Below are 20,377 nucleotides of genomic sequence, written 5' to 3' on the forward strand. Positions count from 1 at the left end.
GGACGTGCGGGTTCAAGTCCCGCCTCGCGCACCACGTTCCACCGGAGGGCTCCCTTCCGGTGGAACACCCCAACGGGGAGATACAGGGAGCAAAGTTCATATCGACGCGCGAGTGGTGGAATTGGCAGACTCGCTAGATTCAGGTTCTAGTGTCCATTACGGACGTGCGGGTTCAAGTCCCGCCTCGCGCACCAAAGAGAAAGGGCTTCCTATCCGGAAGTCCTTTCTCTTTGGGCTCCGGCAGCCGAAGGCGGCCTCCGCCCTTCGGTGATTCAAATGCTCGGCGGAAGTGAATTCCGCCTGCGCCGAGGTTTTGCCTGCGGCAAAGCGCCCGTGCGGCGCAAATGCGCCGCCGGCCAGAAGGCCGGTGGGGTGGGTCTCCTATACCTTTTCGAGATTTTAAAATATCGATTTTGACCGTCCCTTCTCAAAAGAGAGACATCTGCGGAAAGTAGATGTCTCTCTTTTTGAATTTTGGATGCTTTTGGCAGGGCACCATCAGCGCCGCGGTAACCTGTACAGCCGCCTCGTAAGTCTGTCATGCGTTTTTGTCCCAGCTGGTGGTTCCCCAAAGAGCAGCCAGGTCCTGTTCGAGCTTCTGCATCTCCGCCTCCAGCTCCTCAGAGACAGGGTACAGGCGGATCGCCCTGAAGATATAAGACATCATCACAGTGAGCAGATGATAGGTGGAGTCGTAAAATGTAAAGGGATGTATTTTGGAGCGGATATCCTGCCCGTGGACAAACGCGCAGGCCCATTGATACGTCTGATAGAGCTCTGTTTCCTGCAGGTATTCACAAACATGGGAGAAGTAGATCCGGCCTTTGCCCGGGATCACGGAAACCAGCCACTCGTTTTCGTTGCCCTTTTTGAACCGCCGGATTGTTTCCTCCGGCTCTCGGTTCCATGCGCTGCAAAGTGCATACACTGTTTTGAGTTTTGCCTGCCGCAGCGCCCCATCCTGGCCGGGGAGGCTGCGGATCATCCCGCAGAGAAACCAGTCTTCCAAAAGGCGGGCGCTCTTTTCCTGCTTCAGCACCTTCCCGTAGACACAGCACTCCATCAGAGTCCGCGTCATCGCCGCTGCGGAAAACAGATTCCCGCCCACAAACATGTTGAAGAGCTCGTTCATCAGCTCGCGCATGTGAAGACGCCACTGGAGCAGATAGTTTTGCGGGTCATAGGGCTCTGGGAGCAGCAGCGCATACTCTGCGTCCAGATCCTGGTAGCGCTTCAAAAAATCCGAGACCTGTTTGAGATAGGCGTATACAGTCGCCTCGGACTGATATTCGGTGTGGCTGAAATTCTCCACATACAGGTCGTCTAGGCTGTGGTCCTTCATTTCTGGCGTGGGAAATTTCCAGCCGTTCGGGCACATCGTTCCGCTGTGGGTTCTTGTTCCTGGCAGAAATCAGTGGGAAATGAACTTCCGTAAGAAACGGAAGCAAAAATCTCAATCCGAATCCCTTTTGGAGCTCCGCATATCCGCGTCAAACCTGCCCTGCGCATTGCGGTGTCCGTCAATGTCAAGGTACAGGGTTCTCGGCTTTCCCGGTTCCTTCTTTTCCGCGGCGTATACCAAGGACACAAGATCCTTTGCCGCCTTCTCAAAATTTTCCCGCCGCATAACACGGTGGTATAGCGCAACGCCTGCCTGATCCATGTGATCCCTCCTGTTCCGATTTTAAGAATCACAAGCTCCAGGGCCCAAGCGCAGGCCCTGGAGCTTGTGACCGTCATTCCCACTCGATTGATGGGGGCTGTTTCGCCTTATTTTTCGCGGTATTTCGGTCTATCTGCCTGTCCTGTGTTGCGGTGTTTCTCCGTAGTCTCCACCGCTTTCAGGTGGCGTAATGCCAAAATAATTCCACGCGCAGATTATACCACGGTCAGGTAGGACAGCGCAACCCAGGACGTGATTTCCTTGAGAAGCGCCTCCTGGACGCCCTTGTGGGTGGCGATCTGCTTCACGGTGTACCGGCGGTTCTTTCCGCTCACGTAGTCCGGGACCTTGGCCCCTCTGGAGGTGGTGAGGCCGCCGTAGACGGCTCCGGTCTGGATGGTGACGGTGCTGCCCACCGTCACGGCCTTGGACGCCGTGAAGCCGCTGGCGCCGGTCTTGGTGGCGTAGTCCAGGGAAATCCAACCGGCTCCGCTCTTGAGCTTGCCCCACTTGGAAGCGCCGGTGCCGCTGGCCTCCGCAACGATGGTATAGATACCGGGCTTGATAGCGCCCTTACTGCCGTAGTTGGTGCCGGGGCCGGAACGGATATTGAGGTCCGTCGCGGTCACTTTCACCGTGTAGTTTACGGCTGTCTGAGCGCCGCTGGATGCGCCGGTGCCGGTGCTGGGGGTAGTGGTGCCGGAGCTGCCGCCCAGCCGCTTAGTGACCTCGGCGGCAATCTCGCCGTGGAGGTTGTAGAGGTAATTACCAGGGCAAGCCTTGTTCGCAAACCAGCGGTGAACGGTCATCACCATCTCACCAGACTTGGGAGTGTAGGCGAGGGTCTTCGCCTTGTCCCCGAACCAGAGCAGCTTCTTGGCTCCGTTCCGGCGGCAAATATCCGTCACCAGGTCCAGAAGCGCGGCATAGGCCGCAGCCGTGACCTTGTAGGGGTCCTTGGTCTCGCTGGCCGTCTCAATGGTGACGGCGCGGTGATCGTTGGACCCGCTGGAGGTACACCAGCTCCGGTCCTTTTCCTCCACGCACAGGCCGATGGAGCCGTCATGCCCCACAACGTAGTTGCAGGAAGCGCCGTTGTCCGGGTCGTACTTGGTAAAGGCCCCGGCGTTGCAGCCGCTCTTCGCCGTCACTTGACCGACGAAACAATGGATGCTGATGGTGTCGATTTTGTGATTGCGGGGGCTTGTCCGGTTGGGACTGATTTTCGTATAGGTCACAAGGGAGCTGTTACTCATGGTCGGTTTCCTCCTTGTCCTCCGTGACTTCGGTAGTGGTATCAATGGCGATGCCCTCCAGGGGGATGATGCCCTGGGTCAGCTCGTAGACGGCGGCCTCGATGAGCGCGTCAAGCTCATTCTCATCCACGGTGACGCCGCGCTCTTTCAGCCATGCAATAACGTACTGCTTCTTCTCTTCTCCGCGCCCGCTGCCCTTGAAAATCTGCTCAGCAGCGGAGACGGCGATTTTGACCCAGGCGTTGATTTCCGCCTGCTGGGATGCCGTGGTCTTGGACTTGATGAACGGGATGAGCACACAGGTAACGATGACGCCGATCAGGGCGGCCACAGCTTCGATGATAGGGGTGATGTCGTACATGGTAAATCCTCCTTGTTTTTATCCGAGGGTAGGTCCGCTGGTGTCGGACCCGCCCTCTGTGTTGTTGGTCTGGAATGGGTTTCCGTCAGCGTCAAGACCATGGCGGTTTCGGCTGACTTTTTCGGTGGTGGATGCCGCCGCATAGCTCACCAGATAGCCGATGCAGGCGGTGAAGATGGTGGTGGTAACATCGCTCGCGGTCTGCTTGTCCAGGTAGGCGAGGATGTAGGAAGCTACGGCGGTGGCCGTGGCAATGAGGACGGCCCACGCAGCGAGCTTCTTTTTGAACTCCCAGGGGCGGCGCGTCTTGGCGCGTTTTCCATCATACTTTCCGGCCATGGCGTCCCCCTCAGTCCATCAAGGAGGAAACGCCTTGCCGGGTGAGGAAGTCCTTTTGCTTGTGTTTGATGTCGGCGGCGTAGTCCAGGGCGTCGTGCATATCCCCGTTACAGTGAGCGTCCGGGATGCGCTGGACGGCCCTTGCGGTCGCTTCCCCCAGGGCAATAGCGGCATTGGTCCCCTGGACAATCAGGACGAAGAGGTCCTTTTGGCCCTGTTCCTGTGCCGCCTGTTCCTTTTCCCGCTTGTCGATGCGGCGCTCCAGCCGCCAGATGATAAAGCCCATGATCGCGCTCGGAACGCCCATAGCCGCGACAAAGGCAAGCACCATCTGGCCCAGGCTGATGTTTACTTCCATTGGTCTCACCCCTTTACTCCGTCACGGCCTTGTAGTAGTCATTCAGGAGCGCCGGGGGCGCCCAATTATCCTGCTTGGTGAAGACGCGCAGGACCTCATACTCCGTGCCGTCATGGGTGAAATGGTCGCCCACCTGGAACGTGTGATTTGCCTCCAGCTCATCCCAATCCGGGGTGTCCTCCGGTTCCGGCTCCGGCTCGGGTTCCGGCTCCGGCTCGGGCTCTTCGTAGAGTTTGTACTCGGAGGGGACCAGGTGGGGATAGTGCGGCTCATAGAGCGTGACGCCCGCCTCCTTGATGGGGGTGTAGAGCTGCTGGTCCACAGGGTCCCGGCGCACCGCGCCATAAGGGACGTGCTCGCCCCAAATGAAATCCAGGTACACGCCCCGTTCCTCCGGCTCGCTGCGGAGCGGACGGAACAATGTCCGTCCGCCCTCGGTTCCGGGTGCCCAATCTGCCTGCGCCTGGTGCTGCGTGGTGCAGATGTAAAGCTCGCTGTCCGGTCCCACGATAGGCTCATCCTTGAAGATGGTCCCCATGGTGGCGCTCCAGATGCGGGTCCCGTCCGACGCCGCAATGGTTTTCAGATCGGCGTCGGTGTAGTCGCCGCTCTCAAGCTGTCCGGCGCGGATGAGGTTCGCCCGCGCCCGGTTGACATGAAGCTCCGGGAGGCCGGGGCCGCCCAGCTCCACCAGGGCGTCATGGGTGGCAAGGATGGCCGCCCACAGCTCGTAGGTGTCCGCGCTCTTTTCCTGCTTCTGGTAGGCGCGGGCTTCGTCAAGACTTCTCATAGTCACTCCCCCTTAGATGTAGCTCGCGGACAGAGAGTAGCAGGCGATGCTTTCATACCCTCCGACCTTGGTAATCTGGACGCGGACGCCCACGGCAAAGCTGTCCGCAGTCTTCGCGGAATTGCTGAAAATGTGCTTGAGGCCGAGCTGGGCGGTCTCCCAGGTAGGCTCTTCGTCGTTGTAGTTGTTGCAGACCTGGATTGTCACGCCGTCCTCATGGGCGTTGTAGCGCATGGAGACAAGGATTTTCTGAGCGGCGGCGCTGGTGTCATCCACTTTCCAGTCAAAGTCAATGATGGAGACGGACCGGGTGAAAGTGATGGTACGGGTGACGCTGTTCCCGGCGCTGTCCGAGACCTTGATGGTCATGGTGTGCGGCCCAGTGAGGGCGGCAAACTGCGCCGCCGTGAGCGCGAAGGTGTACGAATGGTTCCGCTCAGCCGGCGTGATGGTGTTGAGCGCCACACCGTCCAGGCTCTCTACGATGGTGAGCGTGTCTCCGGCGTCCCCGTCGTTGACCGTGTACTGGAACGAGGGCGGCGTGGTCACCACGCCGAGCTGCTGATCGCTGCCGCTCACCGTCGGGTCTACGTTATGGGTGACGGTTCGGGTGGGGCTGGTGGTGTACGCGCTGTACGCGGCCTTGCTGTCCTTGGCCCGGACCCGGTAGGCTACCGTGTTCATCGCCGTAGTGATCGTGTCGCTGAACTGCGTCGCGGCCCCGTTATAGATTTTGGACCACGCGCCGCTGTTGTACTGCCGCTCAAGCTCATAGCTTACGGCGTCGCTGTCCGGGTCCACCGACGCCGCCCAGGAGACGGTGAGACCTTTACCGCTCCGCACGTCCTCCGGCACGGTGATGGACGGGGGCGTGGTGGGGGCATTATTCCAGATGATGGTGTAGTACCCCTCGTCGTCCGGTGCATCAGATACCAAGATGTCAGAGGACAGATTCAAAGCCGGGCGCACACCCCCGTAGCCGTTGTACGCGTCGTAGCTGTAGAGGCTCCCGTCCGAGTTCACGCAGCGGACGTTGTCCGCGAGCGACGAATACGGGGAGCGGAGCCACCAGTACCAGAACTGCGACGCGCTCAAGCCGCTGTTGGTGTACTCGCTGTTGCTCACGGCCTGGGCGGTGGGCTTGCACTGGCGGCTTGCGTTGTCGCTGAACATAGCCAGCTTTGCGCCCTCCGTGACGCCGTTCTCCGCGCCGAGACCGACCTCTGCCATGGACAGCAGGAAAACCTTGTCCTGGACGGTCTCGGACCCGCCGCCGTCCACGCTGGGCTTTGCGACGGTCAGGGTGGTGGTGAGCAGGGCGGCCAGCATCTCCGCGCCGAAGCCGGTCAGGAAGCCGGATTGTGCGTCGTACTCGTTGTAGTTGCTCCAGACATAGGAATTGGACGGGGGCCGGTCATAGCTGTGCTGGGCCTGATACCAGCCGGTTCCGCTCTTATTGAGCCACTGGCGGATGTTAGCCAGGGAATAGCGGTTGTTGCCGTAGTTCTGCCGGTCCGAGTTGCCGCCGCTCTCCGTGGCGTCGAAGCAGCAGATTTTGATGATGCTCTCAGCCACAAGGGTTGTGCTGTTGGAGGGGTAGCCGGAATGGTTCTTGTCACCGATGACCCAGCCGATGGGGACGCCGTAATACTTAGTCTTTGTGTCCCGCACTTTCGCCTTTACGGGTAGGGCGCTGATTTTCTGCGGCATGGTTTGACTTTACACTCCTTTCAAAGATGGAGGCGCAAACCGCGTCGTACTTGGTGATGAGTTCCCGGCATTGGCCGTGGGAAGCATGAGACCTCCAGCTCTGGTAGCTCTCTTCAATCTGCTTCCGGGTCATAGCGCCGTTTTCATACATCACCGCGTATTTCCGCAGCTTGCGCCTCATACGGTCTTTGCTGGAACGCCTGACTTTCCGTATTACCTTTCCGGTGTCGGTAAGGTATGTGTGGAAGCCCAAAAAGTCCAGGCCGTTCCGCAAGGGGAAGATCTGTGTCTTCTGGTTTAGCTCAAGGCCCCTCGGGGCCAAAAGCTGCTCGACTTTCCTCCACGCTTCACGAAGCGCCTCTTTGCTCTCGCAGATGATATAGAAATCATCCATGTAGCGGCCATAGTACCGCATTCGGAGGACTTCTTTGACGTAGTGGTCGAGTTCATTCAGATACAATAGGGCGTACACCTGGGACGATTGATTGCCTATGGGGATGCCGACATTACCAGGGGTGCTATCTATGATAGCGTCGGACAAGGCCCGGCTCCGTGGGTCCGTGAGCAGCTTATTGACATCTCGCTTGAGAATGTCGTGCCGGATGCTGGCGAAGTAGTGCCGGACATCCGCTTTCAGGACCCAGCCGTCGGCGCTCCCGTGCTTCCGGTAATACTCCCGCATGAAGTCACGGAGGCGGTCGAGGCCGAAGTGGGTCCCCTTTCCGACTTGGCTCCCATAGTTATCCAGGATAAAGGGGCGGCTCAGGACAGGGTAAAGGATGTTGTCGCAAAAGGCGTGTTGCACAATTTTGTCCTTGACGCTGTTCGTCTGGATGAGGCGTCGCTTTGGCTCAAAGACGTAGAACTCATGGTAATTTCCAGGCTTGTAGAGACCGTCCCGCAGCTCAGCTTGCAGGACGGTGATCGCCTCCAGAGTGTTCAGCTCCACCTTGGCAACGGCGTCTTTCCATCGCTTACCTTTTCTGGTCGCCCGATACGCCGCATAGAGATTGGCGAAGTCATACACGACTTCAAAATTCTGTTCCATAATAGGCTCCCTACGCCGCTGGTAGCGCCGAAGCTCCAATGGGCGAGCCTCAGCGCGTCGGTGTTATGTGTTTATCCCTGCCCTGTCAGGCCGGGACCGGATACGTCCTCCTTTGATGGTGGGCTTCTGCTTTCTCCCTTTCGGGTTACTCGGTCACGGTATTCCACCGAAGCCGGGCGCACACCCCTGTTGCCGTTGTACGCGTTGTTGTTGTTGAGGCTCCCGTCCGAGTTCACGTAGCGGACGTTGTTCGCGTTCGACGAATTCGGGGAGCGGACAAGGCACACCCAGGGGGATGCACGTACAGGACGCACCCGTGGCCTCTCAAATCATCGCCGTGCGCCGCCGGTCTGAACTTGCTGCCGGAAGCGCTCGGCGTCCTTTTTGCGCCACGACGCGGCAAGGTTCTTTACGTCGGTGGTGAGGCCCGTCCAATACTCACACCGCCTGATGTCGATATACCCCTGCTCCAGAGCTATATCCAGGAAGTTCAGGAAGACCTTGCAGTTGGTCAAGACCTCTTTCTGGAGGTCAAGGCGCGTGTTCATCTCAGCGACGCTCCGAGGGTAAATCTCGTTGGCTGCTATGATGTCATGCAGGATTTGGATTGAGAGGTTCTGCATTCTCTGGCAGAGGGTGAAGCGCACCTTTTTAGGAAACAGCTTAGTGTTGTTCGTGAGCTGCAAGGTATGGTTTACCAGGTCTTTTGCCTTGCAGACGATGGTGAGTTCACCGTGCCGGTTCTGCAAACAGGACACCTCCTTTCACGCAGGGCCTCCAGCTCATCAGCCGGTACGCCGTCCACTTCGAGGACGCCGGGCCGGATGCGGATAGTGACCCTCTGGCCTTTATATCCCAAACCGCAGAGCACAAGCCCCTCCAGGCCCTCGCATGGGCAAGGGGTCTCCAGCTCTGCGATAAGGTTCGGAATAAGACAGCTCGCCTCTTCGGGGCTGCAAAGTAGCCCCGTCATGCTGTGATGGAGCGCCCGGTCTGGCTCCAAACTCCGTCGCGCATGGTGATACCGGCGAGAGTGGCAAAGTCAGCGGTCTTGTTGATGCCTCCGGGCATATCGCCGGACACCAGATCGTTGAGTAGGTCGATGGAGGCCGCATGGTCGCTCAGGGTATTGGCAAGGCCGGAAACGTCGCTGATTTCATGGCTGTGTCCCAGGAGCGCATACTTTTCCAGGTCCACCACGCGGGCCAGGGCGTCCGGGTCGATGATGGCCGAAACGCTTGCCGCCGCTCCCACAATGTTGATGATGTTGAACGTCACCATCTTGCTTACCGGGCTGCCCTGGGGCCTCATCCACTCCGGCTTGCTCTGGAGGGGCAGATAGGAATAGGCGACGTCGCCCTCGCCCTCCGGGTCCTTGATGTAGAGCATAACGCCCTTGATGTAGAAGCCGGTCTCGACACCCACGCTGGTAGCCTGGACCACCACCGTAGCCTCGCCGGTGCCGGTGTTCTCGCACTTGGCAATCATGGCGTCCCCGGCATATTCAACCGGGGCGGTCAGGTCCTCGGCTGCCGTCCCCTCCGGGAGTTCGCCGCTGTCCAGCTCCGCTTTTGTGAACTGGATGCCGCCGCTTCCGGCCATGACTTTACCCAGGGCGGTGTAGCCGCTGTTGAGCAGCACCGCGCCCTCTTCGCTCTCCGCGATGTCGGGAGAGGCCAGGATTTCTCTGTTTGGCATGGTATTACCTCGCTTTCATAGATGCAGTTATCGACACGTCCTCCCACACGGCCAGGCCCACATAGCTGCGGGCGGTTGCCGTGCGGAAAGGGGTTGTCCGGGGTTTCGCCTCAATCTCGTTGTAGATCAGCGCCGGGACCGCGTAGTAGCTCCGGGACCGGGCTGTGTGGTAGGTCCGCAGGAAAACACGGGTCCCGACGCCCGCCGCCGCAATGCGCTTCATCAGTTCCGCTATCAGGGGTGCGGCCTCCAGGCGCTCATAGTCCAGGACAGCTTCATCGACATAAATCCAGATTTTCGCCGGAAACAGCTCTCGGACCTCTATCTCCGATACATCCACGTTGAAGAGCGAGGCCGCAGCGGAGATGATGGTGTCGATGTCACCGCCGGAAAGCAGCGCAATCATCTTGATTTTGATGAGCAGGCGGTAAAAGGTATCATCCGCCCCACCGCGAGCGACGCCGAAGTTGGCCCCGTAGCGGTCCAGGACGGACCCTCTGGCGTTGTCTATGTCATCCCATAGCTTGAGCCGGTCCGCATTCTCATGGATGATTTCAAGGCCCCAGGCGAGGGTCCCGAATAGGCGTCCGATGTTCGTCTCCATGGGGAGGCTGTGGCGGCTGTTGCGGATGTCCGTCCGGGCGTAGGCCCCGGTCAGGTACTCCAGCATTTGAGACAGGTAGCCGTAGCTCATCAGCTCACCTCCGCGATGGTGATTTTGTCGGTCGAGGTCACGGCCTTTTCCCTGGTGTCAATGACGATATTCTCTTCCCCGTAGTCACTGGCGGTTTCGCTGATACCCAGGTCGAAGTCCACCACGCCGGGGACAGACAGGATGACACCAGGCAAGGCCATGTAGAGGACGTCTGAGCCGATGGTCAGGCCGCCTCGCACGTCGCCGCCGATGTACTCCACCAGGGCCTCCTTGATGCGGTCCTGCCCGTCGCTGGGGAAGTCGCTGTTGGTCTCCAGGTTCTTGATTTGGATATACACGGCAACGGTGGTCGGCCTGGAAAACTTGATATTGATGCTCTGGCCGCTCTTAGCGATGACGGCGATAGAAGAGCTGCCGGAGGTTTGGATGCCCGCCGCCTTGCGCCGGAAGATGGCCTGCGCGATGTCGGCGTCCAGGCCGCCGTAGACGATGGCCTCAATGCTGTGCGGGGGGAGGCCCAGGGCGTCGGTTTCGTCGGTGTCGTTCTCATAGCAGATCGCGGAGTAAACCGCGTCCACGTTCTGCATGATTTCACCGGCGATGGCGTCCGCGTTGACGCCGCCCGCATAGTCCACGGACTGATAATAGCGGTCCCGGAACTCTTCATCGGTTTCCCGGCCCCGCCCGCCGTCGATGGCTGCCGGGTTCGTGCAGGCGCTCACGCCGTCCATGGGGTTTGTGATTTCCTTGACTGTCTCGGCGGCCACGTTGTAGTCCGCTCCGGTCTCCACGGCCTGGACCGGCAACGTGACTTTCCCGGTATCGTCGATGCGGCCGGCGGCCAGGACTGCATACTGCAATCCGGCCACGGTGCGGACCAGGAAGCCCACGGGAATAGGAGTACCGGCGGCGCCGGTGAACTCGACGTAGCCGGACGCCTTTTGCGCGGGAAGCAGGGACAGGCCGATGGCTTTCCCCAGGTTGTATAGGCTGGTCCCTACCGCCGTATCAACGAAACGGCTATTGTAGACATCTTCCATGAGGCTGAACAGGATGTTCAGCATCCATGCGAAAATCCGTAGGAAGATGCCCAGGGGGGACCGGACGGTCAGGTTGGCCTTGCTCCCGAACAGCTCCCGCGCCTTGTACTCGATGGCGTCCAGAAGCTCTACGTAAGTAGGCCGGTGGAAGCCGCGCTCGGTCACGCCCCACTCTTGATTGTTCATGCTGTGCTCACCTCCGTAGTGATGGTATTGCCGCTCTGGAGGCGGCCAGTCACGGAGACCTCCAGGCCCCGGCCCACAAGCTCATAGTCCACGGCGCTCACTTCGGCAACCTGTGGCTCCTGGAAGACGGCGTCCCGAATTACCTCCGGGATTTCGTCATCCTCCAGCTCGCTCCGCTTCTTGCCCATGATGCGCTCGTACTCTGTGCCGTGGGTGGGGTCAAAGGGGAACTCCCCTCGGTAGACCTCCAGCGTCAGCCGGACGGCCTGGGCGGTGGTTTCATCGCCCGATATGGTCTCCAGCGCTCCGGCGTCATCGAGGATGAGGTCTCTGCTTTCGGGGTCAATTTTAAGGGTCCAGTTATCTTGCATATCTCACCCTCCGATCAGAACGTCCCCGCTGCCAGCGGAGACGGCCCCGGTGCCGTTGTGGGCGGCCAGGGCGTCCCCGATACGGGCGGCGGGCTTTCCGTTGATGAAGACGCTTCCGCTGCCCTGGGCGATGCTCCCTTGGCTGCTCCCGCAGCAGGCGTCATTTTCGGTCGTGGTGCTTCCGACGTAGGCCGCCGGTTGTCCGTTGATGAAAACGTCCCCGGAGCACCCGCCGGAGATCGTTCCCGTGATAGGGAGGGGACCGTGCGGGGTGGCGTGTCCGTTGTGCTCCCCCGCTGTGGTGCCTTGTATGGCGTCCCCTTGCCGTGCGGCTCCAGGCATAGCGCATACCTCCCTCAGTTCAGGTTGACGGTGCCGCCGCTTGTGGTGAGGTCGCCCGTGATGGTGACATTCCCCTTGATGGCGATGCCGCTCGGTGAGATGGACAAGTACACGCCGCCGTCGGCTGTCCCCAGGCTCAGGGACCCGGCGGGGTGGCCGGATATGGAATTGCCTCCGGTGCGGATGCCGCCCACAAAGACAGCATCATCCCCGCTGTGCAGGCGCTCGGTGTTGGGGTCTGCCTCCGCGCCTCCAGCGATAACGGCGTCACTGTCCCGGTCCAGGTAGACCACCACGCCGATGTCCCCGGCCTTGTAGACAGGACGGATGACAAAGCCGCCCCCGTAGATGGTTGCCACGGGGACGGCCAGGACCGGCGGCTTGGTCTGGAATGTGTCTTCGTCGGGATAACGGGTGATCGGCTGAACATCGACGGTCAAGGCCGCCTCATCAAAGGCAAGGACCTTTACAACGTCCGCAACGCAAAGGCCCGCCGCGTCCGCCTGTTTCTTGGCGTCCTCATAGGCTTGCTTTCGGTTTTGTCTCGGCATGGTAAGGCCCCTCCTTTACGCCGGTTTCATTTCGATGGTGGTTTTCCAGTTGCCTTTCGGTGTGCCGGTGTGCTTCCCCTTGGCAACAATGAAGCGCCCGTTGAGGCTCTGAGACTGGATGACAACTTGCTCAGCCGGTCCGATATGGTAATTGAGCAGGCACTCGCGGGTCACATAGTTGCCCTCTTCGCTCTTGGTGGCGCTGCTCTTCTGGCTGTCGCTGCCCACGGCTATGACGGTTTCCTCGACCTCATTCCCGGACAGAAGCAAGCCGCTCTGAGGGGTGAGGACCAGGCCGTTTGCGATGCCCTTAGTCGGGTCATTGATGAAGACGCTCCCGTTGCGTATGAGGAACCGGCTCTTGCAGTCGTTCACCACAATGCGCTTGAGTTCGTCCTTTACTTTGCCGTTGCACACCAGGCCCCGGTCATAGACCTTGTTCGTGGCGAGGGAAAAGTCCCCGATTTCCACTCCAAAGATATTGAGCAGATCGGAGACAATCTCTTTCGCCGTGCTACCCTTGGCGTAGGTCTTGGAGACCTTGGAGTTGAGCCACTGGTCCATAGCGGCGGTTGCTGAGATTTCGGTAATCCACTCGGTATTTTGGTGCTTGTGGCTGCAAGCGCTCACTTGGCCGACGAAGACAGCCCCCACGTCGCCCTCGTAGCCTGCATTGAGGATGATAACGTCCCCGCGCTTGATACCCTTTCGGGTGCTCTCGGATAGGTTGTAGGCTTTGAATTTGGCCGTCTGGATGGTGTCGCTGTCCTCAAAGGGGACCTCAAACTCAAAGTACAGATTGTCCATACTGTACTTCTTGCTCCCAATCTGGAGACTGGCCTCTCTCATCCAGAAGCTCATGCCGTCCCCTCCCTGTCGAAGAGATAGAGCTTGACCTCTTCCCCCAGGTTCTCCCACGTCACGGCGTCCACATCGTCCCCCGTGAGGCACAGGGGAATGATGACCGGCAAGGGAAAGCGCTCATCCTCAATGGGGCCGAACAGTGGCCGCCCGTAGCGGATGGGGTCTCCGTAGGCAAGCACTTCGCCGGTGGCCGTCACGGATAGGTCCAGGGTAAAGAAGCCGCCGGTGTCGTTGTACCGGATGGTAAAGGAATAGGTCTTGTCGCTGAGCTTCACGGAAAAGGTATAGGGGACCTTGCTCACGTCGATGTCGATATACTCAACCTCTTGCCCCAGGTCAATAAGCTGCATGGTCCGTTACCTCCTCCCGGTGTTGCTGGGAGTAGCGCGGGACGTCGGCCCCGCGCTGCTCTTCGGCTTGCTGTTGAAGCTGTTTACATAGGACATATAGGCGCTGGATGAGATCGTGGTAGAGACGGTGGTTTTCAGGCCGTCCGCCTTGGTGCTGGAGGTTTGGGAGGAAGACTTCTGCGCCGCCTTGGTGGTTGCCTTGGGCTGTGACGCAGAGGCCGCAGCGTCCATGCCAGCCATAGTAGAGGCCGTTCCGCTGTCCACAGAGCTGCCCAGGGTGACTTGCTTTAGGGTGGCCGTGAACGTGAAGCCCCCACGGTTCTTGGCGTCGTGGGTGCTCTGGAGCTGCTGGATGACAAGATTGCTGATGCGGTTCCTCCCGGTGTAGGTGATGATGTCGCCGCTCTTCCACATCTTTTGCAGGGCGGCGATGGTGTCCGCGCCATTGATGGCCGTCCCGCTGATCCGGAAGCTCAACGGCTGAGTAAAGACATGGTCTTGGATATTGGAGCCGCCCTCAACCGGGTTATCGGTGATCGTGCTGCTCCGGCTCACGCTCTCGGAGGTCACTACGCCGGTAGTCAGAGGCTCGAAGCGGACCACTCCGCATTTTCTTCCCTCAAGTGTGTAGATAGTAGCACCCCCTTATGCAAAGCCAGCCTGCATAGCGCGGTCCGTGTAGTCCTGGGCCTGAGCCTCTTGGTAAAGCTCATCGAACAGGGCGCGAAGCTGCTCTTTCAGGTTGGCAACGGTGGAGCTGTCGGCATTACCCGCAATCGTGATTTGGACGCTGGGGGCAAAGCTGACGCTCCGGCTGCTTCGGTTGTTGGTCGTGTTGTTGGTGTAGGACTTCATCAGGCGGTCAGTCTGGTCCGCCGGAATGATGGCAGAACCGCCGGGGAGGATGGCAAGCTCGCCGCCCTCTTCGTTCATCCATGTGGGGCCGCCCTCGAAGTTGTCTGTGCCTCCGGCGTTGTGCGGGATGCTCGCCCCTATCTGGACGTTGGAGGCGTTGCTCGCTTCACGGGCCGCCGCCGTGATACGGGAAAACTGTGCGACGATAGCGTCCGTGCCGTTGGTGGCTGCGGTCTGCATGGCGCTCCAGGCCGTCTCTGCGTCGGTCTGCATGGTCCCATAGGCCGCCGTAGCGGACGCGCCCATAGCCATGAAATTGACGTCGGTTATCTCGGCGGCCTGGTTGGAACTTTCGGTGACGGCCTCGGTGGTGGTCTCCGCTGCTCCGGTGACTTCCTCCTTGTACTGAGACGTATCGACCACAAGGGAAGTCTCCTTGCTCGCGGCGTCATCAAGTCCATTGATGGACCCGCTCAGGTCATTTACCGCCTCTTCACTGTCCTTGGCTCCGCCGAACAGGTTAGAGAAGAAGCCTACGACCTTGCCCACGCCGTCAGCCAGCCAGCCTACCACTTTTCCCAGGACCTCAGCGATGACGCCCAGGACATCTCCGATGACCTCAAGCACGGGGCTTACGGCCTCCAGGATGGGGGAGATCAGGCCCAGCAGTTGCGCGATGGGCGGTAGCAGCGCCTCGGCCAGCTTTTGAATGACCGGCACAAGGGGCTGAATGATGGAGGTATTCAGGGTGTTCAGGATGTCCACCAGGGGCGGCATGACAGTCTCGGCTATCATGCCTACGATGTTCGCCACAGGCGGTAGGATGGTCTGTGCCAGGTCTCCGAACACCTGTAAGAGTGGGAGGCCAGCCTCGAACACGGTCCCCAGCACGTCCGTTAGGATGGGCAACAGGGTCATGCCCAGCTCCGTGATGATCGGCATAGCCTGGGCAAGCCCGTTGCTCAGCATATCCACAAACTGCATGAGCATCGGCTCGATGGTCGGCCAGCTATCCAGGATGGTGTTGAACAGACTTTCGATGACCGGCGTAAACCGGCTGCCAGCGTCGGCCATGAACTCGCTCCAGATACCCTTGAGGTCCTTGGTGCTGTTCACCAGGCCGCCGGTGCTGTTGGCCGCTGATTGCTGGATTTTCTCGGTCTGCCCCAGCAGGGCATTCATGCGGACCTGGGCCAGAGTAGCATCGTCCATTTCGTCTATCTGGTCTCCCAGGCCCATAGAGAGCGCGGAGTTTTTCAGGGCCACTTCGTCAATGTGGATGCCATACTCTTCAAGCGCCGCGTTGTTCCCGCTGATGTAGTCCTGGACCACGCCCAGGGCCTCGGTGTCATCCATGGCAAAGGCGTTGCCAAAGTCATAGGCAAGGGACGTGGTGGCCTTGGACAGCTCTGCGGCTGCGTCCCCGGTGATGCCCATTTCCCCGTATAGGGCCTTATTGGACACCATGAAAGACTTGACCTCATCGCTGCTCCGGTGGATGGCGTCGGCGTAGTTCTCTGCCCACTCCCCGGCGTCGGTGCCTGAGAAGTTGGCCTCAAACTTCCGGCCCACATTCTCGGCGGCTCCGGCTGCTTCGATGGCCGCCGCGCCCAGCTCCTTGAGCATATCAATACCGGCCTGGATTGCCTCAAATCCGATAAAGGCAGTGAGGGCGCCCTTGATGGCCTCTTTGATTTCGCCTCCGGCCTTTTCGCCCTCATCACCCATATCATCCAGGTCTCTTCGCGCATCGTCAGCCTCATCGCCCACGTTGTTAATCCTGTCGGCAGCGGCCTCCACCGCGCTCAAGAATTTACCCCGGATGGTGTTTATCGGGTGCGTGAACGCGGTCCCGATGCCCTTTACTCCGGTCTTCACCTTGCCGGTGAAGTCGGAAAACTTCTTTTGGGAGTAGCCTATGGCCCCGTCAAATCCGGCCTTGATGGTCTTGGAAACGCTATTGGTCTCTTTGGCCGCAGCGCCCATAGATTTTCCTACGGCAGCACCGAAGCTGTCCGCCTCTCTGCCAATATCCCGGAAGCTGGTGCCTACATCGTCGGCGTCATCCTCCAGGTCATCCAGGGCGTCGCCTGCGTCTCTGGCTCCGTCTCTGATCGCGTCAGTACCGGCGCGGACGCGAGCGCCCATATCCTGGGCGGCGTCCTCAACGTCCTGGGCGCGGTCCACGATCTGCTCCAGGCGGTCTATCGTCTCGCCCAGGCGGTTTATCGCGTCATCCAGGCCAAAGTCCATGCCAAAGGTAAGCTCCCGGTTGTCTGCCATTGGCTCCACCCCCTTTCTGCAAAAAGTAAAGCAGCGGGGTCACTCGCCCCGCTGCTTGCTCCAGTCTTCGTTGTAGAGTATGCGGGCCTGCACCGCCTCCTGGTACTCAGCCAGGTCCATGCCCTTGAAATCGGCATAGCACAGGCCGCCGCCGGTGAAGATGAGGACCCACATATTCCGGTTTCGCTTGGCCTTTCTGATTGCGCGGTCTACGTTAAGCTCACTCTCGCAGAAAGGTTTCGATGGCCTTAATCAGCTTCTCCGGGGTCTTGATGTCATCCTTTTCGTCGAAGTAGCTGATGCCGTCGGCCTTGACCTCGGCGGGGGAAATGACCACGTTCTTGAGCATGGTGTCAATGTACTTGGTGGTGTCCCGGCGTCCGCCGCCGGTCATGCCGCAATCGTCGTTGACGCCGAAGTACCAGGTGGGAGAGACGGACTGGAGGGTGTATTCCTCGCCGTTGACGGTGACTTTCTTCTGCTTAGCCATAAATTTTCGGTAGCCCCTTTCAGATAGTGATTTTGGTTTGTTCGGCCAGTTGGGATAGCCTTTCATGGGTAGCCCCCCTTAGCGGGGGACTACCGACGGCGCATAGATGTTGACGGTGATCGTGCTCTGCTCCTTGTTGCGGGTCAGGTCGGGCATTTTCATTACCCGGCAGTTGTCCGCGCTGAGGGTGAACGCGTCCGCGTCGTTGACGTCGGAGATCGTCACGTTGATGGCCCGCCGCTTCGCCTCCAGCTCCCGCAGATAGGACAGGCTGGAGGACGTAGACATGAGGGTGATAGCGATGGTGCCGCTCTCGTTGGCGTTCTCGGAGTAGGTCACGTCCCCCTTTGCGCCCACGGCGGGGGTGATGCTGTCCTCGTTCTTGGTGACGGACACGACACCATCAGCAGCAAAGCCGGTGATGGCGCGGCCCCCGACAATGACGTTGACCTTTTTAGGGTCATAGCTCGCAACTTCGATGCCTTTAGCCATGATGAATTACGCTCCTTTCTTACGCGCTCAGGGTGGCCCGCAGTACGCCCTTGACTTTGACGGTGTGGACCGCGCCCTCAAGCTGCGCCTCCCAGGTGATGTCCGGCATTTGCCGGGCGCGGGCCTCTTCGTCGGTGGCCTGGGACCGCTTGGGGACTACGACGGTAAAGACGCCCTGCTCGCTCTCCGGGTCCAGGGCGATGATGCCCAGGTCGGTAGCGCGGTTCAGAGCGGAGAACACGCCGGCAGCGACCAGGGCAAAGCCCGCGTCGGTGTAGCCAATGGTGGGGTTCTCCAGGAAGATGTCGTAGAGGTTTTCCCTCATGTTCTTGGCGATATAGTCAGCGCCCATCTGGACGTCGATAAATTCGCCGTCGGCGCATACGCCATTCTTCACATACTCCCGCTTGTACTCGACGGTCAGGAAGTTCACGTTGGCCTCTTCCAGAGCGTCGCGCTCGGCGTTGGTGAGGTCCGGGACGGTGAGGCCCTGGGGCCGCTTGAACTTCCACGTTACGCTCTCAGGATAGAACGGACCCACGTTGCCCACATAGGCGGCGTCGGGGTATTCCTCAGCCTGGTCCCCATAGATGACGATGGACCGGCGGTTGGTAACGGCAAGGCTCTTGTTCTGAGTGCGCCCGAAGTAGAGCTTGCGGTGGTCTTCCTCGCCCGCGCCCAGCTCCGCTTCGGTAGGCTCGGTGGCCTCAGCCCAGGCGCAGAGGGCTTTCACGGCCTCATCGCCGTCCTGGTCGGTCAGCAGGATATACCAATCATCGTCGGTCTCCCGCAGGGTCTCCACGGCCTCCACCAGAGCGGACGCCTTTTCGGTCTCAGCGCTCCCGGAGGGGGCAGCGATACCAGCGATTTTCACCTTGCGGATAAGGGTCTCCGCAAGGGTGGTCTTGCCTTGCTCAAACAGGGCCTCGGCCATAGCAGCGACCTTTTTCCCGGTGAACTCCTCCTTGATGACGTCCAGATCGCGGTAGACGGCCACGTCCTTAGCGCCCTCGGTGGAAAGCAGCAGAATGTCCAGGTTCTCCGTTCCGCTGGGCTTGGCGTCGATATTCACGACCACAACAACGTCTTTCGGCATTAAAATCACTCCTTTACGTTTCCTTTGATTGTGGGTTTCTCAAGTTTGCTGATGGCCGCCGCGTCGGTCCGGGTGTACCGGAGCCGGACATCGAAACCGAACCGGCGGCCCATTTCGTCAAGCTCCAGGGCGTCCCGGCTGGTGGCGTTGGTGACATCAACAACGACGAAACCGGCCCCCGCTATGGCGTCTCTCCCGGTATGCAGGAAAAAGCCCTGGGCCAGCGTTGCCAGCTCCAGGGCCTCATCCGCACCCAGGACTTGCACCTGGGAGCCGTTATCGTCGTAGCAGCGGTTCACGCTGCAAGCAGTAAATGACAGGGTGGCGGTGGGCTGCTCTTCCCGGACCTCCACCAGATCGTCTTGCGTCGCACCCTCACCCAGCGAGTAGTTGCCCATGCCGCCGTCCGGGATATAGTCTGCGGTCACTGAGTAGACGATGAACGGGGGTTCTGCCTCCGGCTGGACCTGGGAGGCCAGCAGGACCGGGACGCCCACGGCCTTGTGAAGCGCGGATATGAGGGCATTCCGCTTCGTAACGAAACTCACGCCCCACCGCCTCCTTTCGGCGCCGCGCCGGTTCTGGCCTCCACCAGATACCGCTTCATCGGGTGGATGCTGTTGTGGCCCAGCTCTTGGGTCACGGTGTAGGTGTTTCCGCTGTCAGGGTCATAGACCTGTGCTCCCACCTGGAGCGCATGGCCGTTGGTGTAGATTTTCTCGCTCAGATCGGACACGGTGCCGGTGATTTCACGCCGTAGGTCCTTGTCGCTCACAGGGAGGACCGCGCCCTCAAAGGGGACGCGCACAGGCTCACCGGCTACCCACTGGCCGCCCTTGTCCTGGTCGTAGTGGCCTCCCGCCTGGACCTCGTACATGGTATGCAGTAGGCCGCCCGGTATCATGGGCTGCGCCATTTTGAACAGGATGCCCATTATTCCTCAACCTCCCACGTGATTGAATTTCGGAGCCGTCCAGTCACCATGAGGGGGCTGTCCGCGTAGGACGGATAGCGCTCCCTCTGGATTTTCCCTTTCGGCTCAAAGTTGCTCGCATCGGTCATAAACTCCCGGATAAGGCCCACGGCCTGCCCACCTATCCACGAGATGGCCCCGTCCGCCGTCTGCTGACCTTGCCAGATGAGGGCTACCTCATTCTGGACGATTTCGGCCAGCTTGTTCTTGTTGTGGTCGAAGCCCGCCCGGATGAAGCTGCGCTCCGGTATGGTGACGGAGGGCAGCAGCAGGAACAGGAACTTGAGGTTATTCGGGTTTTCCTTGTCCCTCCGTCCCTTTTTGGCTACGACGCCGAACAGGTAGCCGTCCCTGGACCGTATAAAGAAGAGGTCCTGAAAGTCCCTGGGGCTTTTGTCGTAGCTGTCCTTGTGGATAGGTATGCAGAGGTTCCGGGTGGCCTTGGGCGTGATGGTGGCCCCGTACTCATGGACGCGGGCAATCATCAGAAGCTCGCTGTCGGCGTTGCCCTGGATGCCTATTTTTATCCGGGTTCCGTTCAGCTTCTCCAGCTCGGCCTTGACCCGCCGCAGATGCGGCAGTACATTGTCTCGGACTTGCATAGGC

Annotated in this window: 28 protein-coding genes and 1 tRNA gene; 1 reads left to right on the top strand and 28 read right to left on the bottom strand. The window is 59.9% G+C overall.

Translation table 11 applies throughout. From position 1 onward, the window contains the following. Positions 1–106: 106 nt before the first annotated feature. Positions 107–194 (top strand) — tRNA-Leu (locus HMPREF1546_RS13695). Between the two features lie 344 nt (positions 195–538). On the opposite strand, the gene HMPREF1546_RS13700 is transcribed toward HMPREF1546_RS13695, so the two are convergent. The 28 genes from HMPREF1546_RS13700 to HMPREF1546_RS13825 form a co-directional block, all read right to left on the bottom strand. Beyond that, positions 539–1,342 carry a DUF5677 domain-containing protein gene (locus tag HMPREF1546_RS13700; RefSeq protein WP_021750547.1) on the bottom strand — a complete coding sequence of 268 codons (804 nt, stop codon included), beginning with the start codon at positions 1,340–1,342 and terminating at the stop codon, positions 539–541. 111 nt (positions 1,343–1,453) lie between these two features. Beyond that, entirely contained in the window at positions 1,454–1,663 is a 210-nt protein-coding gene (locus HMPREF1546_RS13705) for a hypothetical protein (RefSeq protein WP_021750546.1), read from the bottom strand. Between the two features lie 215 nt (positions 1,664–1,878). After that, entirely contained in the window at positions 1,879–2,919 is a 1,041-nt protein-coding gene (locus HMPREF1546_RS13710) for an N-acetylmuramoyl-L-alanine amidase (RefSeq protein WP_021750545.1), read from the bottom strand. After that, positions 2,912–3,280: a phage holin, LLH family gene (locus HMPREF1546_RS13715; protein WP_021750544.1), complete on the bottom strand. Its 369-nt coding sequence runs from the start codon at positions 3,278–3,280 to the stop codon at positions 2,912–2,914. Before HMPREF1546_RS13715 ends, HMPREF1546_RS13710 begins: the two co-directional genes overlap by 8 nt. A gap of 18 nt (positions 3,281–3,298) precedes the next feature. Next, positions 3,299–3,619, bottom strand: coding sequence for a hypothetical protein (locus HMPREF1546_RS13720; RefSeq protein ID WP_021750543.1), 321 nt, complete (start codon positions 3,617–3,619; stop codon positions 3,299–3,301). Between the two features lie 10 nt (positions 3,620–3,629). After that, the gene (locus HMPREF1546_RS13725; protein ID WP_021750542.1) at positions 3,630–3,977 is read right to left on the bottom strand and encodes a hypothetical protein; all 348 of its coding nucleotides are present in this window, start codon (positions 3,975–3,977) and stop codon (positions 3,630–3,632) included. Between the two features lie 13 nt (positions 3,978–3,990). Next, entirely contained in the window at positions 3,991–4,767 is a 777-nt protein-coding gene (locus HMPREF1546_RS13730) for a hypothetical protein (RefSeq protein WP_021750541.1), read from the bottom strand. Between the two features lie 12 nt (positions 4,768–4,779). Next, positions 4,780–6,477, bottom strand: a complete 1,698-nt coding sequence (locus HMPREF1546_RS13735; protein WP_021750540.1) for a DUF6273 domain-containing protein — start codon at positions 6,475–6,477, stop codon at positions 4,780–4,782. Beyond that, entirely contained in the window at positions 6,419–7,525 is a 1,107-nt protein-coding gene (locus HMPREF1546_RS13740) for a reverse transcriptase domain-containing protein (protein WP_021750539.1), read from the bottom strand. Before HMPREF1546_RS13740 ends, HMPREF1546_RS13735 begins: the two co-directional genes overlap by 59 nt. Positions 7,526–7,596: 71 nt before the next feature. Further along, complete coding sequence (locus HMPREF1546_RS19955) at positions 7,597–7,839, bottom strand: DUF6273 domain-containing protein (RefSeq protein ID WP_367646056.1); 243 nt, start codon at positions 7,837–7,839, stop codon at positions 7,597–7,599. A 15-nt stretch (positions 7,840–7,854) separates the two neighbouring features. After that, positions 7,855–8,274, bottom strand: coding sequence for a four helix bundle protein (locus tag HMPREF1546_RS13745; protein WP_021750538.1), 420 nt, complete (start codon positions 8,272–8,274; stop codon positions 7,855–7,857). Between the two features lie 220 nt (positions 8,275–8,494). Then, positions 8,495–9,223 (bottom strand): hypothetical protein, encoded by a 729-nt coding sequence (locus tag HMPREF1546_RS13750; protein WP_021750537.1) that lies wholly within the window; start codon positions 9,221–9,223, stop codon positions 8,495–8,497. A 4-nt stretch (positions 9,224–9,227) separates the two neighbouring features. Further along, the gene (locus HMPREF1546_RS13755; RefSeq protein WP_021750536.1) at positions 9,228–9,917 is read right to left on the bottom strand and encodes a hypothetical protein; all 690 of its coding nucleotides are present in this window, start codon (positions 9,915–9,917) and stop codon (positions 9,228–9,230) included. Continuing rightward, positions 9,917–11,104 (bottom strand): baseplate J/gp47 family protein, encoded by a 1,188-nt coding sequence (locus HMPREF1546_RS13760; RefSeq protein WP_021750535.1) that lies wholly within the window; start codon positions 11,102–11,104, stop codon positions 9,917–9,919. Before HMPREF1546_RS13760 ends, HMPREF1546_RS13755 begins: the two co-directional genes overlap by 1 nt. Next, a complete protein-coding gene (locus HMPREF1546_RS13765) occupies positions 11,101–11,475 on the bottom strand; it encodes a DUF2634 domain-containing protein (RefSeq protein ID WP_021750534.1) in 375 nt (124 codons plus the stop codon). Before HMPREF1546_RS13765 ends, HMPREF1546_RS13760 begins: the two co-directional genes overlap by 4 nt. Positions 11,476–11,478: 3 nt before the next feature. Beyond that, positions 11,479–11,817, bottom strand: coding sequence for a PAAR domain-containing protein (locus tag HMPREF1546_RS13770; protein WP_021750533.1), 339 nt, complete (start codon positions 11,815–11,817; stop codon positions 11,479–11,481). A gap of 14 nt (positions 11,818–11,831) precedes the next feature. Continuing rightward, positions 11,832–12,368 (bottom strand): Gp138 family membrane-puncturing spike protein, encoded by a 537-nt coding sequence (locus tag HMPREF1546_RS13775; RefSeq protein WP_021750532.1) that lies wholly within the window; start codon positions 12,366–12,368, stop codon positions 11,832–11,834. Between the two features lie 15 nt (positions 12,369–12,383). Further along, complete coding sequence (locus tag HMPREF1546_RS13780) at positions 12,384–13,229, bottom strand: hypothetical protein (protein WP_021750531.1); 846 nt, start codon at positions 13,227–13,229, stop codon at positions 12,384–12,386. Beyond that, positions 13,226–13,582, bottom strand: coding sequence for a hypothetical protein (locus tag HMPREF1546_RS13785; RefSeq protein WP_021750530.1), 357 nt, complete (start codon positions 13,580–13,582; stop codon positions 13,226–13,228). The genes HMPREF1546_RS13780 and HMPREF1546_RS13785 overlap by 4 nt, the downstream gene beginning before the upstream one ends. Positions 13,583–13,588: 6 nt before the next feature. Beyond that, entirely contained in the window at positions 13,589–14,185 is a 597-nt protein-coding gene (locus tag HMPREF1546_RS13790) for a phage baseplate protein (RefSeq protein WP_021750529.1), read from the bottom strand. Between the two features lie 42 nt (positions 14,186–14,227). Next, positions 14,228–16,720 carry a hypothetical protein gene (locus tag HMPREF1546_RS13795; RefSeq protein ID WP_021750528.1) on the bottom strand — a complete coding sequence of 831 codons (2,493 nt, stop codon included), beginning with the start codon at positions 16,718–16,720 and terminating at the stop codon, positions 14,228–14,230. 39 nt (positions 16,721–16,759) lie between these two features. After that, positions 16,760–16,894 (bottom strand): hypothetical protein, encoded by a 135-nt coding sequence (locus tag HMPREF1546_RS18955; protein WP_021750527.1) that lies wholly within the window; start codon positions 16,892–16,894, stop codon positions 16,760–16,762. 46 nt (positions 16,895–16,940) lie between these two features. Then, complete coding sequence (locus HMPREF1546_RS13800; RefSeq protein WP_021750526.1) at positions 16,941–17,210, bottom strand: hypothetical protein; 270 nt, start codon at positions 17,208–17,210, stop codon at positions 16,941–16,943. A gap of 78 nt (positions 17,211–17,288) precedes the next feature. Continuing rightward, the gene (locus tag HMPREF1546_RS13805; protein WP_021750525.1) at positions 17,289–17,702 is read right to left on the bottom strand and encodes a phage protein; all 414 of its coding nucleotides are present in this window, start codon (positions 17,700–17,702) and stop codon (positions 17,289–17,291) included. 19 nt (positions 17,703–17,721) lie between these two features. Then, a complete protein-coding gene (locus tag HMPREF1546_RS13810; protein ID WP_021750524.1) occupies positions 17,722–18,798 on the bottom strand; it encodes a DUF3383 family protein in 1,077 nt (358 codons plus the stop codon). 5 nt (positions 18,799–18,803) lie between these two features. Beyond that, entirely contained in the window at positions 18,804–19,346 is a 543-nt protein-coding gene (locus tag HMPREF1546_RS13815) for a hypothetical protein (RefSeq protein ID WP_021750523.1), read from the bottom strand. Beyond that, a complete protein-coding gene (locus HMPREF1546_RS13820; RefSeq protein ID WP_021750522.1) occupies positions 19,343–19,732 on the bottom strand; it encodes a hypothetical protein in 390 nt (129 codons plus the stop codon). Before HMPREF1546_RS13820 ends, HMPREF1546_RS13815 begins: the two co-directional genes overlap by 4 nt. Next, positions 19,732–20,373, bottom strand: a complete 642-nt coding sequence (locus HMPREF1546_RS13825; protein WP_021750521.1) for a hypothetical protein — start codon at positions 20,371–20,373, stop codon at positions 19,732–19,734. The genes HMPREF1546_RS13820 and HMPREF1546_RS13825 overlap by 1 nt, the downstream gene beginning before the upstream one ends. Positions 20,374–20,377 lie beyond the last annotated feature (4 nt).

This window comes from Oscillibacter sp. KLE 1745 (assembly GCF_000469445.2).
Taxonomy (GTDB): domain Bacteria; phylum Bacillota; class Clostridia; order Oscillospirales; family Oscillospiraceae; genus Oscillibacter; species Oscillibacter welbionis.

Excerpts from the sequence above, each read along its gene's own strand:
- HMPREF1546_RS13700 (WP_021750547.1), bottom strand. The coding sequence starts at position 1,342 with ATGAAGGACCACAGCCTAGACGACCTGTATGTGGAGAATTTCAGCCAC.
- HMPREF1546_RS13705 (WP_021750546.1), bottom strand. The coding sequence starts at position 1,663 with ATGGATCAGGCAGGCGTTGCGCTATACCACCGTGTTATGCGGCGGGAA.
- HMPREF1546_RS13710 (WP_021750545.1), bottom strand. The coding sequence starts at position 2,919 with ATGAGTAACAGCTCCCTTGTGACCTATACGAAAATCAGTCCCAACCGG.
- HMPREF1546_RS13715 (WP_021750544.1), bottom strand. The coding sequence starts at position 3,280 with ATGTACGACATCACCCCTATCATCGAAGCTGTGGCCGCCCTGATCGGC.
- HMPREF1546_RS13720 (WP_021750543.1), bottom strand. The coding sequence starts at position 3,619 with ATGGCCGGAAAGTATGATGGAAAACGCGCCAAGACGCGCCGCCCCTGG.
- HMPREF1546_RS13725 (WP_021750542.1), bottom strand. The coding sequence starts at position 3,977 with ATGGAAGTAAACATCAGCCTGGGCCAGATGGTGCTTGCCTTTGTCGCG.
- HMPREF1546_RS13730 (WP_021750541.1), bottom strand. The coding sequence starts at position 4,767 with ATGAGAAGTCTTGACGAAGCCCGCGCCTACCAGAAGCAGGAAAAGAGC.
- HMPREF1546_RS13735 (WP_021750540.1), bottom strand. The coding sequence starts at position 6,477 with ATGCCGCAGAAAATCAGCGCCCTACCCGTAAAGGCGAAAGTGCGGGAC.
- HMPREF1546_RS13740 (WP_021750539.1), bottom strand. The coding sequence starts at position 7,525 with ATGGAACAGAATTTTGAAGTCGTGTATGACTTCGCCAATCTCTATGCG.
- HMPREF1546_RS13750 (WP_021750537.1), bottom strand. The coding sequence starts at position 9,223 with ATGCCAAACAGAGAAATCCTGGCCTCTCCCGACATCGCGGAGAGCGAA.
- HMPREF1546_RS13755 (WP_021750536.1), bottom strand. The coding sequence starts at position 9,917 with ATGAGCTACGGCTACCTGTCTCAAATGCTGGAGTACCTGACCGGGGCC.
- HMPREF1546_RS13760 (WP_021750535.1), bottom strand. The coding sequence starts at position 11,104 with ATGAACAATCAAGAGTGGGGCGTGACCGAGCGCGGCTTCCACCGGCCT.
- HMPREF1546_RS13765 (WP_021750534.1), bottom strand. The coding sequence starts at position 11,475 with ATGCAAGATAACTGGACCCTTAAAATTGACCCCGAAAGCAGAGACCTC.
- HMPREF1546_RS13770 (WP_021750533.1), bottom strand. The coding sequence starts at position 11,817 with ATGCCTGGAGCCGCACGGCAAGGGGACGCCATACAAGGCACCACAGCG.
- HMPREF1546_RS13775 (WP_021750532.1), bottom strand. The coding sequence starts at position 12,368 with ATGCCGAGACAAAACCGAAAGCAAGCCTATGAGGACGCCAAGAAACAG.
- HMPREF1546_RS13780 (WP_021750531.1), bottom strand. The coding sequence starts at position 13,229 with ATGAGCTTCTGGATGAGAGAGGCCAGTCTCCAGATTGGGAGCAAGAAG.
- HMPREF1546_RS13785 (WP_021750530.1), bottom strand. The coding sequence starts at position 13,582 with ATGCAGCTTATTGACCTGGGGCAAGAGGTTGAGTATATCGACATCGAC.
- HMPREF1546_RS13795 (WP_021750528.1), bottom strand. The coding sequence starts at position 16,720 with ATGGCAGACAACCGGGAGCTTACCTTTGGCATGGACTTTGGCCTGGAT.
- HMPREF1546_RS18955 (WP_021750527.1), bottom strand. The coding sequence starts at position 16,894 with ATGTGGGTCCTCATCTTCACCGGCGGCGGCCTGTGCTATGCCGATTTC.
- HMPREF1546_RS13800 (WP_021750526.1), bottom strand. The coding sequence starts at position 17,210 with ATGGCTAAGCAGAAGAAAGTCACCGTCAACGGCGAGGAATACACCCTC.
- HMPREF1546_RS13805 (WP_021750525.1), bottom strand. The coding sequence starts at position 17,702 with ATGGCTAAAGGCATCGAAGTTGCGAGCTATGACCCTAAAAAGGTCAAC.
- HMPREF1546_RS13810 (WP_021750524.1), bottom strand. The coding sequence starts at position 18,798 with ATGCCGAAAGACGTTGTTGTGGTCGTGAATATCGACGCCAAGCCCAGC.
- HMPREF1546_RS13820 (WP_021750522.1), bottom strand. The coding sequence starts at position 19,732 with ATGGGCATCCTGTTCAAAATGGCGCAGCCCATGATACCGGGCGGCCTA.
- HMPREF1546_RS13825 (WP_021750521.1), bottom strand. The coding sequence starts at position 20,373 with ATGCAAGTCCGAGACAATGTACTGCCGCATCTGCGGCGGGTCAAGGCC.